Origin of the sequence: Stenotrophomonas acidaminiphila (assembly GCA_002951995.1) — a bacterium.
GTDB classification, from domain to species: Bacteria; Pseudomonadota; Gammaproteobacteria; order Xanthomonadales; family Xanthomonadaceae; genus Stenotrophomonas; species Stenotrophomonas acidaminiphila_A.
The window spans coordinates 807,026-821,311 of sequence record CP019797.1; the positions used below are offsets into that span (position 1 = coordinate 807,026).

Sequence of the window (14,286 nt, forward strand, 5' to 3'; positions counted from 1 at the left end):
CCCCGCACCTACGGGCGTTGTCGCAGATCCTTCAACAGCGCGGCGAAATCACGCGCGAAGCCGGCCATGTCGAACAGGCCGGCATCGCGGCGGGCCGCGGCCAGGCGTTGGCGCAGGCCGGCCAGCGCGGCCGGGTCGTTGCCCAGCCGGATCGCAGTGGCGACGAAGGCCGCATCGTCGGCGGCGTTCATCTCGTCCAGCCCAAGGTGGTGGTTGAGGCTGCCGGCCACGCGCGCGGCGAAGGTGTGGCCGGGCGTGGTCAACACCGGGCAACCGGCCCACAGCGCGTCGGAGGCGGTGGTGTGGGCGTTGTAGGGATGGGTGTCGAGGAACAGGTCGGCATGCCGGTAGCGTGCCAGGTAGTGCGGGTGCGGCAGCTTGGGCATGAACACCAGGCGCGACGGATCGATGCCCTGCCGCTGCGCGACCTCGCGCAGGCGCTGGTCGGCCAGGCCCGGCCCCGACAGCAGCCACAGCACGCTGCCGGGGACCCCACGCAGCACCTCCAGCAGGCGCGCGACGCTGCGCGGGTTGAGCTTGTAGCTGTTGTTGAAGCAGCAGAACACGACGCCGCCGCCGTTGCCGTCGCGCCCGGGCAGGCCGCAGTCGCCGCGCGGCGGTGGCGCCTCGACCACGCGGGTGTTGTCCGAGGGCTGGAACGCGCGCGGCAGCCGCAGCACCTTTTCGCTGAACGCCGGCTCCAGTGCCGGCGGCAACACGAACGCGTCGGCCAGCACGTAATCGATCCACGGCGCGCCCGAGGTGCCGGGGTAGGCCAGCCAGTTGACCTGCAGCGGCGCCGGCCGCATCGCCAGCACTTCCGGGGTGCCGCCGCCACCCCAGCCGCGCAGGTCGAACAGCACGTCGATGCCGGCCTCGCGGATACGCGCGGCGATGGCCGCGTGCGGCATGCCATCGACCGCGTGCAGGGTGTGGGCCGCCGCCAGCAGGCGCTGGCGGATGCGGCTGCCGTCGTCGCCGTTGAGCGCGAACAGATGTACCTGCAGCCCGGCGTCGGTGCGCAGCTGCTCGAACAGCGCCACGGTCAGCAGCCCGGTGGGGTGCGCGCCGAAGCCATTGGAAAGGAAGCCCACCCGCAGCGGGCCGTCGGTGCGCAACTGCGCCGGTGGCAGCCGCGGGGTGGACGCGGCGATCACCTGTGCGCGCTGGCGGGCACAGGCCAGCTGCTCGGCGGCGCTGGCGTCCTCGCTGAGGAAGGCGAACGGCTCCACCGCCGGGTTGCCCTGCGCCACCGCGCCGCGCACCTGCTGCGACAGCGCCTCCAGCCCGCGCCAGTCGCACAGCCGCCGTTGCCAGTTCAGGCGCTGCGCGGCCACATAGGGCTCGTCCGGGAGCAGTGCATGGGCGCGGCGATAGGCATCGGCGGCGGCCTCGGGCTGGCCGGCGTCCTCCAGCGCATGGCCCAGCCACAGCGCGATGCCGGGGTGCCCGGGAACCTGTCGCGAGGCGTGGCGCAGCAGGTTGGCCGCCTCCTCGTGGCGGCCCTGCATCCAGCGCGCGCGTCCCAGCCGGGCCAATGCTTCGGGGTGGTCATGGCGCAACTGCAGCGCGCGCTGCGCGGCGCGTTCGCCGGCGGCCACGTCGCCGGCGCCCAGCTCGGCGTCGGCCAGCATCACCCAGGCGATGAAGTCGGCCGGCTGGCGCTGTACCGCGCTGCGCAGGTGCTGGCGTTCGTCGTGCGGGACATTCATGCGGTGGCGGAACCCTCTGCTGCGATGTGCCGATTGTGCGGGCGTGGTCGTGCATCTGCCGCGGGACGGCCGACAGTGACGACGCGCGGACCTCAGGTGCCCTCGGACAGGCGCGCCAGTTCGTCCACCTGGTGCTCGTGCAGCAGGCGGCCGACCAGCGCGTCCAGGTCGCCTTCGATCACGTTGGGCAGGTCGTACAGGGTCAGGCCCTCGACCCGGTGGTCGGTGATCCGGCCCTGCGGGAAGTTGTAGGTGCGGATGCGCTGGCTGCGGTCGCCGCTGCCGACCTGCAGGCGCCGCGATTCGGCCTGCGCGGCCGCCTGCCGGCTGCGCTCGGCGTCCAGCAGCTGCGCCTTGAGCCGCTTCATCGCCTTGTCGCGGTTGGCGTGCTGGCTGCGCTCGGTCTGGCACTCGACCACCACCCCGGTCGGCACGTGGGTGATGCGGATCGCCGATTCGGTCTTGTTGACGTGCTGGCCGCCGGCGCCGGACGAGCGGAAGGTGTCCACCTTCAGGTCGGCCGGATTGATGGCGATGTCCTCGACGTCGTCGGCCTCGGGAATGATCGCCACGGTGGCCGCGGAGGTGTGGATGCGCCCCTGCGACTCGGTGGCCGGCACGCGCTGCACGCGGTGGGTGCCGGATTCGAACTTCAGCTTCGAGTACGCGCCGCGGCCGACCACGCGGGCCACGATCTCCTTGTAGCCGCCATGTTCGCCGGGGTTGTCCGATTCGATCTCGACCTTCCAGCCCTGGCGTTCGGCATAGCGGGCGTACATGCGGAACAGGTCGCCGGCGAAGATCGCCGCCTCGTCGCCGCCGGTGCCGGCGCGCACCTCCAGGAACAGGTTGCCTTCGTCGCGCGGGTCGCGCGGCACCAGCAGCAGCGCCAGTTCCTCGTCCAGCGCCTGCAGGCGCGCCTGCGCCGCGGCGATCTCCTCTTCGGCCAGCTCGCGCAGTTCGGGGTCGGCGCGCATCGCCTCAGCCGAGGCCAGGTCGGCGCGGGCGCGGCTTTCGGCGGCCAGCGCACTGGCCACCGGCTCGAGCTGGGCGAATTCGCGCGAGAGATCGCGGAAGCGCGTGTTGTCGGCGACCACGTCCGGGTCGGCAAGCAGGCGTTCCAGTTCTTCACGGCGCTCGGCCAGGGCCAGCAGCTTACGGCGCAGGGTCGGCGTCATCGGTCCTCGCAATGGGGTGTCGATACCCGGGCACGGCCGGGAACAGGCGCTCGGCGGCACGGGTCAGGTCGGCGTCGCCTTCCAGCGCGGCCTGCCGCAGCGCGGCGGTAGGGGGGTGCAGCAGGCGGTTGGTCAGCCCGTGCGCGAGCTGCTCGAGCACCTCGTCGGCGGACTTGCCGTGGGCCAGTTGCTGCCGTGCCTTGTCCAGCAGTTCGGCGCGGGTGGCCTCGCCGAACGCGCGCAGCTGCTTGAGCGGCGCCTGCAGGTGGGTGGCGCGCAGGTTCTCCATGTAGCGGGAGACCTGCAGGTCGATGATCGCCTCCGCCTCGGCGGCGGCCTCGCGGCGGCTGCGGCGGTTCTCCTCCACGGCGCGCTCCATGTCGTCGACCGTGTACAGGTAGGCGTCGGCCAGCTCGCCCACGCCGGGTTCGATGTCGCGCGGCACCGCCAGGTCGAACAACAACATCGGCTTGTGCCTGCGCGCGCGCAGCGCGGCGGCAACCTGCCGCTGCAGGATCACCGGTTCGCGTGCGGCGGTGGCCGAAAACACCACGTCGGCCTCGGCCAGGTGGCGTTCCAGTTCGGTCAGCGGCAGCGCCACGCCGCCATGGCGGCTGGCCAGCTCCTGCGCGTGGGCGAGGGTACGGTTGGCGATCAGCAGCCGCTTCACCCGCGCTTCGCCCAGATGCTTGGCGGCCAGCTCGATGGTCTCGCCGGCACCGACCAGCAGCACCACCGAGTCCTCCAGCCGGGCAAACGAATCCTGCGCCAGCCGCACCGCGGTCGACGCCACTGAAATGGGGTTGGCGCCGACCCGGGTGTCGGTGCGGGCGCGCTTGGCCACCGAGAACGTCTGCTGGAACAGCCGGTCCAGGTGCTGGCCGATGGCGCCGTTGTCGCGCGCCAGCGCCCAGGCGTCCTTCACCTGGCCCAGGATCTGCGGCTCGCCCAGCACCATCGAATCCAGCCCGGTGGCGACGCGGAACAGGTGGCGCACGGCGGCGTCGTCGCGGTGCTCGTACAGATACCCCTGCAGGTCGCCGGCATGGCTTTCCAGCCAGTGCGACAGGTGCCGGCCGTCATCGGCCACGGCATACAGTTCGGTGCGGTTGCAGGTGGACAGCAGCACCGCCTCGGCCAGTTGCGGCGATTGCCGCAGCGACGCCATCGCGCGCGCCAGCGCATCGCCGCCGAAGGCCGCGCGTTCGCGCAGCTCCACCGGCGCGGTCTGATGGTTCAGTCCGAGCACCCACAGGGTCATTCTGTTCAGTTGCTTGCGATAAGCTGCTGGCTGTTGATGGCCGCCATTTTACGGCCCGATTGCCGCAGATGCCCATTTCCAGACCAACCCGGCTCACCCGTATAGGCAGCGTTGCGCTGCTGCTCCTGTCGTCGGCGCCCCTGCTGGCGGCCCCGCCACCGGCGGACCGTGCCCAGGCCGCGTCGCTGACGCCGGTGCTGGCGGGGAGTTCTCCCTGCAGGCGGGCAAGCTTGCCGACGCCGCGCGCTGGTACCTGCAGGCCGCGCGTGAGCACGCCGGCGATGTCGGCCTGGCCGAACGCGCCACCCGCATCGCCATGCTCGCCGACGACGAGGCCGGCGCCGCCGAAGCGCTGGCGCTGTGGGCGCAGCGCGCCCCCGGCGCGCTGGCGGTACGCGGTACCCGGGCGTCGCTGGCGCTGCGCCAGGGCGACACCCGGCTGGCGCGCAAGGAACTGCTGGCGGTGCTGCGTTCGCGCGAACCGCGGGCATGGCGGTATGCGGTATTGGCGCTGGCCACGGGCGGCCGCGACCCGGCGGCGCCGGCGACGGTGCTGGACCAACTGGTCGACGCCAACGCCATTCCCGACGATCTCGAGGCCTGGCAGGAGTTCGGCCGCCTGGCGCTGCGGATGGACCGCCCGGAGCTGGCGCGGCGCATGGTCGGCGAGGTGGTCAGGCGCTTCCCCGACGAACCGCGGGTGGCCCTGCTGCATGCGTCCCAGCTCAACCAGGCCGGCAGGAAGGACGAGGCGCTGGCGCTGTTGAAGGGCGTCGAGCCCAAGGCCGCCGGCGACGACGAGCTGCGCAACGCGCTGGCCTTCGCCTACGACGCCTTCGGCGAGCCCGGCGCGGCCGAACGGGTGCTCTCCGCCGGCACCCAGGACGTGCAGACCTGGGGCATGCGCGCCTCGCTGCTGGCCAAGCAGAAAGACGATGCCGCGCTGCTGGCGCTGTACCAGGACATCGCCGCCAGGGCCGGCAAGCCGGATCCGGACCAGCGCCTGCTGCTGGGCCGGATCGCCGAGTACCTCAAGCGCTATCGCGAAGCCGTGGACTGGTACCACGGCGTGCCCGGTGGCCCGCAGCGCAGCGAGGCGCGGCTGCGTGCGGTCAATGCGCTGCACGAGCTGGGCGAGAAGGCGCAGGCGGCCGACGAGGTCCATGCCATCCAGGCCGATGCCTCGGTGGACGACGACGTGCGCCGCGATGCCTACCTGCTCGAAGCCGAGCTGCAGCAGCGCGACGAACGCAACGACGCCGAGGTCGGCATCCTCACCCGCGGCCTTGCCGCCTACCCGGACGACAGCGCGCTGCTGTATGCGCGGGCACTGGCCTGGGAGCGGCGCGACGACATTCCGCGCGCCGAGGCTGACCTGCGCAAGATCCTGGTCGCCGAGCCGGAGAACGTGGCCGCGCTCAATGCGCTGGGCTACACCCTGGCCGACCGCACCGGGCGCTACCAGGAGGCGTTGGAGCTGATCGACCGCGCACGCGTGGCCGAGCCGGACAACGCGGCCATCGTCGACAGCTATGGCTGGGTCCTGTACCGGCTGGGGCGCAGGGAGGAGGCGCTGGTGCAGCTGCGCCGGGCATGGAGCCTGAACAAGGACCCGGAGATCGCCGCGCACGTCGGCGAGGTGCTGTGGGTGCTCGGGCAGAAGGACGAGGCGCGGCGCTTCTTCGACGAGGCGCGCAGGCTGGATCCGGACAACCGCGCACTGCAGCGCGCGGTCGAGGCGCTTGGCGTATGACGGCAATGACGTGGCGCTGGATGGTGGTGCCGTTGCTGGCCGGCGCGCTGGCCGGCTGCGGGTCGCTGGCGACGCGGCAGCCGGCGCCGTCCACGCCGGTGCATTCGACCATCGAGCCGGCCGTGGAAACGGCGCGGCTGGCCGTGCTCGATACCGTCCCGGCGTGGTCGTTCCAGGGCCGGGTCGCGATCAGCAAGGGTCGCAACGGCGGCAACGGCCGCATCGACTGGCAGCAGCGCGGCGACGCCTACCAGGTGAGCCTGGCCGCGCCGGTGACGCGCCAGAGCTGGCAGCTGAGCGGCGGTGCCGGGCAGGTGGTGCGGCTGGACGGGCTGGAGGGCGGTCCGCGCAGTGGTGCCGAGGCCGGCGAGCTGCTGCGGCAGGCCACCGGCTGGGACATCCCGGTGGCGCAGCTGGCGGCCTGGGTGCGCGGCATGCGCGCCGCCGACGCCGCGGCACCCACCTACCTGGGCTACGACGCCGCGGGATTGCCGCGGGTCCTGGAGCAGGGTGGCTGGCGGATCGATTATCTCGACTGGTACCCGCAGGACGCCGGGCGGCCGGCGCTGCCGCGCCGCATCGAGGCGGTCAATGGCGACGCCAAGGTGCGGCTGATCGTGGATGAATGGAGCATGGGCGGGCAATGAACACGGTTGTCGACGCGGCCGGCTGGTCGTACTGGCCGGCGCCGGCCAAGCTGAACCTGTTCCTGCGGATCACCGGCCGCCGGCCAGACGGCTATCACGAACTGCAGACCGTGTTCCGCCTGCTGGACTGGGGCGATCGCATCGGTCTGCGCCTGCGCGGCGACGGCCAGGTCCGCCGCGAGGGAGGCTCCGTTCCCGGCGTGGCCGAGGCCGACGACCTGGTGGTGCGTGCCGCGATTGCGCTGAAAGAGGCCGCCAACTGCGCCCAAGGCGTTGATATCAGCGTCGAAAAGCACATTCCGGCCGGTGGTGGCTTCGGCGGTGGCTCGTCCGACGCGGCGACCGTGCTGGTCGTACTCAACGCGTTGTGGGGCACCGGCCTGGGCGAGGAGGCGCTGGCGGCGCTGGGGCTGCGCCTGGGTGCGGACGTGCCGGTGTTCGTGCGTGGGCGCAACGCCTGGGCCGAAGGCGTCGGCGAGCGGCTGCGGCCGCTGGACCTGCCTCCGGCCTGGTACCTGCTGGTCGACCCGGGCGTGCATGTGCCCACCGCCGACCTGTTCCGTTCACCGGATTTGACGCGGGATGCCGCGCCCGCGAAAATAGCGGACTTCGCTTCCGGGACCGACCTCGGGAATGCGTTCGAGCCGGTGCTGCGATGCCGGGAGCCCGCCGTCGATGCGGTGTTCCAGGCGCTTTCGCGCGTCGGCCGGGCACGGCTCACGGGGTCGGGAAGCGGTTGTTTCGTCGAGTTCGCCACGCGCGCTGCCGCCGAGCACGCCCGGGCGGAGTTGCCGGAGCGGCTGCGGGCATGGGTGGTTGCGGGCGCAGCGCGCTCGCCACTGCTCGATGCACTGGAAGCGATAGCAGTGAAGGATTGATGCAGGGGCGTCGCCAAGAGGCCCAAGGCACCAGGTTTTGATCCTGGCATTCGTAGGTTCGAATCCTACCGCCCCTGCCACTGCCCGGGTTTTCCCGTGGCAGCCCGCACGTTGCCGTGCGGGGAAGCAAAGCGCTGGCCGCGGATGCCGGACGCTGCCGCCACAGGATGTTCCCCCGCTCCCGCTCTTTCGCCGCCGCCCGAGAAAGCCCACATGCAAGACGCCCAGAACCTGCTGGTTTTTTCCGGCAATGCCAACAAACCCCTTGCGCAGAGCATCTGCAAGGAGCTGGGCGTGCAGCCGGGCAAGGCGCTGGTCTCCAAGTTCTCCGACGGCGAAGTGCAGGTCGAGATCCAGGAGAACGTGCGCAAGCAGGACGTGTTCGTGGTGCAGCCGACCTGCGCGCCGAGCGCCGAGAACCTGATGGAGCTGCTGGTGATCATCGACGCGCTCAAGCGCGCGAGCGCCGCCTCCGTCACTGCGGTGGTGCCGTACTTCGGCTACGCCCGCCAGGATCGCCGCATGCGCTCCTCGCGCGTGCCGATCACCGCCAAGGTCGCCGCCAAGATGTTCTCGGCCGTGCATACCGACCAGATCCTCACGGTCGACCTGCACGCCGACCAGATCCAGGGCTTCTTCGACATGCCCGTGGACAACGTGTACGCCTCGCCGCTGCTGCTGGCCGACATCTGGCGCGCCTACGGCACCGACAACCTGATCGTGGTCAGCCCGGACGTCGGCGGCGTGGTGCGCGCTCGCGCGGTGGCCAAGCGCCTGGACGACGCCGACCTGGCGATCATCGACAAGCGCCGGCCGCGCGCCAACGTCGCCACGGTGATGAACATCATCGGCGACGTCGAAGGCAAGACCTGCGTGATGGTCGACGACATCGTCGACACCGCCGGCACCCTGTGCGCCGCCGCCGCCGCGCTGAAGGCGCGCGGCGCGGTCAAGGTCGCCGCGTACTGCACCCACGCCGTGCTCTCGGGCCCGGCGGTGGACAACCTGAACAACTCCCAGCTCGACGAGCTGGTGGTGACCGACACCATCCCGTTGTCCGACGTGGCCCGTGTCTGCACCAAGATCCGCCAGATCAGCGTGGCCGAGATGCTGGCCGAGACGATGCGCCGCATCGCCTTCGGCGAATCGGTCAGCTCGATGTACGTGGATTGAAGCATCCCGGTTCCCGGCGCCGTGCCGGGACCGGCAGCGGCATCCCTGGTCGCGGGGGTGCCTTCATTACGCACCGCATGCGGTGCAACAACCAAGAGTAGTCAACAATGGCAAAGTCCCACGAAATCAAAGTCGCCCGTCGCGACGTGCAGGGCAAGGGTGCGAGCCGCCGCCTGCGTCACGCCGGCCTGGTGCCGGGCATCGTCTATGGCGGTGACCGCGAGCCGGCGATGGTCGAGTTCAACCACAACGAAATCTGGCTGGCCCAGCAGAACGAGTGGTTCTACTCCTCGATCATCGACCTGAACCTCGATGGCAGCATCTACAAGGTGCTGCTGCGCGACATGCAGCGCCACCCGTACAAGCAGCTGGTCATGCACCTGGACTTCCAGCGCGTGAACGAGAATGAAGTGCTCAACGCCACCGTGCCGCTGCACTTCATCAACGAGGAGATCTCCCCGGCCGGCAAGACCGCCGACGTGCTGGTCACCCACGAGCTGAAGGAAGTGCACATCGCCTGCCTGCCGAAGGACCTGCCGCAGTCGATCGAAGTCGACCTGGCGAACCTGACCGCCGGCGACATCATCTACCTGTCGCAGCTGAAGCTGCCGGCGGGCGTGGAAATCCCGGCGCTGAAGCTGGGCAAGGACCACGACGACGCCGTGGTCATCGCCAAGGCGCCGAGCGCTGCCGAGGAAGCCGCCGAGTAATCGGCCGGCTGCGTCCGCCCGCAACGGGCGGACGCAGCCAACGGTGGACGCATGACTGGCTTGCGCTTGATCGTCGGTCTGGGCAATCCCGGAACCGAACACGCCCGGACCCGGCACAACGCCGGGTTTCATTTCGTTGAGGCCCTGGCCGAACGGGCGGGCGCGCGCTGGGCGCTCGACGCCAAGCTGTTCGGCGAAGTGGCCAGGGTCGACATCGGCGGCCAGCCGGTATGGCTGCTCAAGCCCGCCACCTTCATGAACCTGTCCGGCAAGTCGGTGACGGCCGCGCAGCGGTTCTGGAAGATCGAGCCGGAACAGACCCTGCTCGCGCACGACGAGCTGGACCTGCCGCCGGGCACGGCGCGCCTGAAGTTCGATGGCGGCCACGGTGGCCAGAACGGCCTGCGCGACACCATCCGCCTGCTCGGGCATGGCCGGTTCCACCGCCTGCGCGTCGGCATCGGCCACCCGGGCCACAAGGACCGCGTGGTGCCGTGGGTGCTGGGCCGTCCGTCGAAGGACGACGAAGTGCTGATCGCGCGCGCCATCGACGACGCCATCGACGTGCTGCCGCTGGCGGTCGCCGGCGACTTCAACGAGGCCATGAAGCGCCTGCACACGGGCAAGCCGTGATTGCGGCCTGCGCTTTCGCGGACCCCGGCGTCCGTGGAGAGCGCAGGCCGGAATCCCGAATCCTGGAGTTTGTTGCATGGGTATCAAATGCGGCATCGTCGGCCTGCCCAACGTCGGCAAGTCGACCCTGTTCAATGCGCTGACCAAGGCGGGCATCGCCGCGGCCAATTTCCCGTTCTGCACGATCGAGCCGAACACCGGCATCGTGCCGGTGCCGGATCCGCGGCTCGAGGCGCTGGCGGCCATCGTCAAGCCGGAGCGGGTGATCCCCACCACTATGGAGTTCGTGGACATCGCCGGGCTGGTCGCCGGCGCATCCAAGGGTGAGGGTCTGGGCAACAAGTTCCTGGCCCACATCCGCGAGACCGACGCCATCGCCCACGTGGTGCGCTGCTTCGAGGACGGCAACGTCATCCACGTCGCCAACAAGGTCGACCCGATCGCCGATATCGAAACCATCGATACCGAGCTGGCGCTGGCCGACCTGGAATCGGTGCTGAAGGCGCTGGACCGCGCCAACCGCGCGGCCAAGGCCAACGACAAGGAAGCGCTGGCGCGCAAGCCGGTGCTCGAGAAGCTGGCCGCGGCGCTCGACCAGGGCCGCTCGGCGCGCTCGGCCGGGCTCGATGCCGAGGAGAAGGCGCTGGTCCGCGACATGTTCCTGATCACGCTCAAGCCGCTGATGTACATCGCCAACGTCGCCGAGGACGGGTTCGAGAACAACCCGCACCTGGACGCGGTGCGCGCCCGTGCCGAGGCCGAGGGCGCCGAGGTGGTGCCGGTATGTGCGGCGATCGAGGAAGAACTGGCGCAGCTGGACGACGCCGACCGCGACGAGTTCCTCAAGGACCTCGGCCTGGAAGAGCCGGGCCTGAACCGGGTGATCCGCGCCGGTTACAAACTGCTGGGCCTGCAGACCTATTTCACCGCCGGCGTGAAGGAAGTCCGCGCCTGGCAGCTGCGCGCCGGCTCCACCGCGCCGCAGGCCGCCGGCGTGATCCATACCGATTTCGAGCGTGGCTTCATCCGCGCCGAGACCATCGGCTACGACGACTTCATCACCCTCAAGGGCGAGCAGGGCGCCAAGGAAGCCGGCCGGCTGCGCCTGGAAGGCAAGGACTACATCGTCAAGGAAGGCGATGTGCTGCACTTCCGCTTCAACGTCTGATCCGCGGCGCACCGCCCGGAACGCGAAGGCCCCGCAATGCGGGGCCTTCGCATATGTGGCCCGCGCCGGACGTCGTCACGGCGCCCGCCGCCCTGGACAAAAATGCGCCAGAGTGCGCGCCGTCCTTGCAGCACCGGCGCGCGTCAGGGTTTTCCACAGGCTTTTCCCTGCCTTCTGCACATGCGCTGTGGAGAACCCGGCAGGGCCCGGGTGGCATCGACGGGGCGGGGTGCCCAGGCGCGGAAAACGACAAGGCCCGCGATGCGGGCCTTGTCGTTGTTGCGAGGAGCGGGCGTATTACAGCGGCTTGCCGCCCAGCTTCCAGGTGACCTGCACGAAGTAGCTGCGGCCCGTGCTGTCGAACCAGGCGGTGTCGTAGTACGGGTAGTTGGCCCAGGTCGGGTCCTTCGGCGGCATCTTGTCGAACAGGTTGTTGACCGACAGCGACACCCGCAGATGATCGCTGATGTCGTAGCGCGCGCCGGCGTTGAAGCGCCAGGTGGCCTGGGTCCAGGCGTCGTCGTCGTAGTTCGGGACGCGGCCCAGATAGTTGCCGAACAGGCTGGCGCCCCACGCCCCCTTGTCCCAGTTCACGCCCACGTTCGCCTTGGCCCGCGGCAGCGCGGGGCTGAAGGTCTCGTAGTGCAGCATGTCCTCGGACGCGTCGCCCGGGTAGCGCTGGAAGGTGTGGTCCTTGACCCAGGTGTAGTTGCCGTTGATGCGGAAATCGCCGGCCCGGGTCTGCAGCCGGTAGCTGGCGGCGACGTCGATGCCGGAGGTTTCCTCCTTGGCGATGTTGATCGGCGCGAAGCGCACGCTGCTGATGTCGCCATCGGCATCGCGGATCACCCGGGCAAGCGCGTCCTGGCAGGTCGGCGAATTGATGTCCACGGCCACGCCGGCGTCGGTCTTGCCGAGGCGGCAGTTGGCCTCGGTGATGCGCAGCCGCTCGCGGTCCTGCACCTGGACCTGGTTCATGACCTTGATCTGGTAGTAGTCCACCGCCAGGTCGAGGCCGTCCAGCGGTGACCAGACGAAGCCGGCCGAGAACGACTTGCTGGTCTCCACGCCCAGCTCGATGTTGCCCTTGTAGACGTCGAAGGTGCTCACGTCCCAGCTGCCATCGTCGTAGCAGTCACCGTCGCTGAAGCCCGGCTCCTCGCTGCGGCACTGGTAGTAGTCGGTGGCGTAGCGGGTGCGGTAGTAGTCGTCGCCGGCGAACAGGTAGTGCATGTCCGGCGCGCGGAAGCCGGTGCCATAGGAGCTGCGCACCAGCAGGGTGTCGAGCGGGCGCCATTCCAGGCCCGCGCTGTAGGTGAACTTGCCCGGGTGCTTGCCGCCGTAGCTGTAGCGGTCGTAGCGTCCGGCCAGGCTGGCCTGCAGGGTGGACAGCACCGGGATGCGCAGTTCGCCCGCGGCACTCCAGTGGTTGCGGCTGCCGCTGCCGTCGCCGTAGCGCGGACCGGTGTAGGCGTCCTCGGTCAGGGCCAGCGGATCGGGGTTGATGCGGTAGGACTGGCGGCCATACTCGATCGCACCGGCAAAGCCCACGTCGCCGGCCGGCAGCGAGAACAGCGCGGTGTTGTCGGCGGTGAAGCTGACGTTGTCGTTCTTGGCCACCGGGCGGAACGTGGACATGGCCGCGATGGAGGCGAACTCGGCCGGCGTCAGCGGGGTGAACAGGCGCGTCGGGTCCGGGTTGTAGATCGCGTAGCCGCTGTCGGTGTAGCCCAGTCGCTCGCCCAGGAAGAAACGGTTGGCGGCGTCGGCCTTGATCCGCGGCATCTCTACGTCGGCCTTGTACTGCGAATGGTTCCAGGCCGCTTCCCAGTTCCACGCCTCGGCGAAGATGCCCTTGAGGCCGGTGGTCACCGCCAGCGTCTTCTGGGTGGTGGTGTTCATGCGGTTGCGCAGCCCGCCGATCTCTTCCGGCGAGAACTGCCGCGACCAGATCTCGCGGCTGTCGGTGGCGGCGTTGTAGAACACCTTGTTGCGGTAGTTGTTGGTCGACGCCGGGTCGTGGAACTCCCAGCCCATGACGTCGCTGACGACGTCGTTGCCGTTGGTGCCGGTCAGCAGGCGCACCGTCTGGTGGCCGGCCTGCAGGTCGGCGAACCACGACAGCTCGTCGTTGAAGCGGTATTCGAACGAACCGTAGGCGTTGATGCCCTTGCGCTCGTTCTGGATCGTGCGGTACGCGATGGCCCGCTCACTGCCGCAGTAGGGCTCGCCGAAGCGGTCCTCGGCCAGGTGGGTGGTGCCGTCGTTCAGCCCCGACAGCGCCTTGCAGCCATCGGCGGGCGCGATGTTGACGTCGTCTTCCCAGTTGGTGATCTGGGCGATCAGGCGCGGCAGGCGGCGGCGCTCGGTCGGCGCGTCCAGGGTGGAATCCTGCACGTTGCGCTGGGTACCCCACAGCGGGCGCTTGTTGAGCAGCTCCATGCCGACGATGCCGCTGAAATTGCCATGCTCGAAGCCGGTGGTGAGGGTCAGGTCATGCGATTCGCCACCGCCGCGGCTGGTGTCGCCATAGCGGTAATCGATGGTGGTGCCGTCGGTGGACTTCTTCAGGATGAAGTTGATCACGCCGGCCATCGCGTCCGAGCCGTAGACCGCCGATGCGCTGCCGGTCAGCACCTCGATGCGGTCGATCATGCCCAGCGGGATGTTGCCGATGTCGGTGAAGTTGCTCCTGCCGTTGAGCGGCAGCGGGAAATCGGCGATGCGGCGGCCGTTGATCAGCACCAGGGTGTGGTTGGGGCCGAGGCCGCGCAGGTCGACCGCCTGCGCGCCGGGCGTCGACTGTGCGCCGGTGGTGTTCTGCTGGCCCTGCACGGTGCCGCTGTTCTGGCTGAGCGAACGCAGGACGTCGGGGACGGAGGTGAAACCGGCCGACTGGATCTGCTCGGCGGTCACCACGGTGACCGGGGCGGGGCCTTCCACCTGCGCGCGCGGGATGCGCGAACCGGTGACCTGCACGGTATCCAGTTGCTTGGTTTGATCGTTGTCGGTGCTCTGGGCCAAGGCCGTTGCGGAGGCGGCCATGCCAAGCAGGGCCAACTGGATCGAACACACCATTGCGTGTTTGCGCATGAATCAGGTCTCTGCTGAAAGTGTTCCGGAAAGTGTCTGGCCGGCCCGCGCAAGCGCCGGGAGCCCCGGCAAACGTGAAT

10 protein-coding genes, 1 tRNA gene and 1 pseudogene are annotated in these 14,286 nt (G+C 69.9%); 8 read left to right on the plus strand and 4 right to left on the minus strand.

Features of this window, described 5'->3' with window-relative positions:
• Window positions 1-8 precede the first annotated feature (8 nt).
• The 3 genes from B1L07_03465 to B1L07_03475 all read right to left on the minus strand — a co-directional run bounded on the left by B1L07_03465 (window position 9) and on the right by B1L07_03475 (window position 4,151).
• On the minus strand, window positions 9-1,712 hold the full coding sequence (locus B1L07_03465; protein AUZ54328.1) for a UDP-N-acetylglucosamine-peptide N-acetylglucosaminyltransferase: 1,704 nt from the start codon (window positions 1,710-1,712) through the stop codon (window positions 9-11).
• 92 nt (window positions 1,713-1,804) lie between these two features.
• Window positions 1,805-2,890, minus strand: coding sequence for a peptide chain release factor 1 (locus tag B1L07_03470; GenBank protein ID AUZ54329.1), 1,086 nt, complete (start codon window positions 2,888-2,890; stop codon window positions 1,805-1,807).
• Window positions 2,868-4,151, minus strand: a complete 1,284-nt coding sequence (locus B1L07_03475; GenBank protein ID AUZ54330.1) for a glutamyl-tRNA reductase — start codon at window positions 4,149-4,151, stop codon at window positions 2,868-2,870. The genes B1L07_03470 and B1L07_03475 overlap by 23 nt, the downstream gene beginning before the upstream one ends.
• 68 nt (window positions 4,152-4,219) lie before the next feature.
• Here B1L07_03475 and B1L07_03480 point away from each other — a divergent pair.
• From B1L07_03480 to B1L07_03515, 8 genes and pseudogenes are all read left to right on the plus strand, one after another.
• Window positions 4,220-5,904 (plus strand): annotated as a pseudogene (locus B1L07_03480) (hypothetical protein).
• A complete protein-coding gene (locus B1L07_03485; protein AUZ54331.1) occupies window positions 5,901-6,551 on the plus strand; it encodes an outer membrane lipoprotein LolB in 651 nt (216 codons plus the stop codon). Before B1L07_03480 ends, B1L07_03485 begins: the two are co-directional and overlap by 4 nt.
• Window positions 6,548-7,429 carry a 4-(cytidine 5'-diphospho)-2-C-methyl-D-erythritol kinase gene (locus tag B1L07_03490; GenBank protein ID AUZ54332.1) on the plus strand — a complete coding sequence of 294 codons (882 nt, stop codon included), beginning with the start codon at window positions 6,548-6,550 and terminating at the stop codon, window positions 7,427-7,429. The genes B1L07_03485 and B1L07_03490 overlap by 4 nt, the downstream gene beginning before the upstream one ends.
• Before the next feature lie 3 nt (window positions 7,430-7,432).
• Window positions 7,433-7,509: transfer RNA gene (locus B1L07_03495), tRNA-Gln, on the plus strand.
• A gap of 133 nt (window positions 7,510-7,642) precedes the next feature.
• Window positions 7,643-8,602, plus strand: coding sequence for a ribose-phosphate pyrophosphokinase (locus B1L07_03500; protein AUZ54333.1), 960 nt, complete (start codon window positions 7,643-7,645; stop codon window positions 8,600-8,602).
• A 107-nt stretch (window positions 8,603-8,709) separates the two neighbouring features.
• A complete protein-coding gene (locus tag B1L07_03505; GenBank protein AUZ54334.1) occupies window positions 8,710-9,312 on the plus strand; it encodes a 50S ribosomal protein L25/general stress protein Ctc in 603 nt (200 codons plus the stop codon).
• 51 nt (window positions 9,313-9,363) lie between these two features.
• Window positions 9,364-9,945 (plus strand): aminoacyl-tRNA hydrolase, encoded by a 582-nt coding sequence (locus B1L07_03510; GenBank protein AUZ54335.1) that lies wholly within the window; start codon window positions 9,364-9,366, stop codon window positions 9,943-9,945.
• Between the two features lie 76 nt (window positions 9,946-10,021).
• Window positions 10,022-11,113 carry a redox-regulated ATPase YchF gene (locus B1L07_03515; GenBank protein AUZ54336.1) on the plus strand — a complete coding sequence of 364 codons (1,092 nt, stop codon included), beginning with the start codon at window positions 10,022-10,024 and terminating at the stop codon, window positions 11,111-11,113.
• A gap of 297 nt (window positions 11,114-11,410) precedes the next feature.
• On the opposite strand, the gene B1L07_03520 is transcribed toward B1L07_03515, so the two are convergent.
• Entirely contained in the window at window positions 11,411-14,206 is a 2,796-nt protein-coding gene (locus B1L07_03520) for a TonB-dependent receptor (GenBank protein ID AUZ54337.1), read from the minus strand.
• Window positions 14,207-14,286: the final 80 nt, after the last annotated feature.

Coding starts and splice junctions, on each gene's coding strand:
- B1L07_03465 (AUZ54328.1), bottom strand. CDS start 1,712: ATGAATGTCCCGCACGACGAACGCCAGCACCTGCGCAGCGCGGTACAG.
- B1L07_03470 (AUZ54329.1), bottom strand. CDS start 2,890: ATGACGCCGACCCTGCGCCGTAAGCTGCTGGCCCTGGCCGAGCGCCGT.
- B1L07_03475 (AUZ54330.1), bottom strand. CDS start 4,151: ATGACCCTGTGGGTGCTCGGACTGAACCATCAGACCGCGCCGGTGGAG.
- B1L07_03485 (AUZ54331.1), top strand. CDS start 5,901: ATGACGGCAATGACGTGGCGCTGGATGGTGGTGCCGTTGCTGGCCGGC.
- B1L07_03490 (AUZ54332.1), top strand. CDS start 6,548: ATGAACACGGTTGTCGACGCGGCCGGCTGGTCGTACTGGCCGGCGCCG.
- B1L07_03500 (AUZ54333.1), top strand. CDS start 7,643: ATGCAAGACGCCCAGAACCTGCTGGTTTTTTCCGGCAATGCCAACAAA.
- B1L07_03505 (AUZ54334.1), top strand. CDS start 8,710: ATGGCAAAGTCCCACGAAATCAAAGTCGCCCGTCGCGACGTGCAGGGC.
- B1L07_03510 (AUZ54335.1), top strand. CDS start 9,364: ATGACTGGCTTGCGCTTGATCGTCGGTCTGGGCAATCCCGGAACCGAA.
- B1L07_03515 (AUZ54336.1), top strand. CDS start 10,022: ATGGGTATCAAATGCGGCATCGTCGGCCTGCCCAACGTCGGCAAGTCG.
- B1L07_03520 (AUZ54337.1), bottom strand. CDS start 14,206: ATGCGCAAACACGCAATGGTGTGTTCGATCCAGTTGGCCCTGCTTGGC.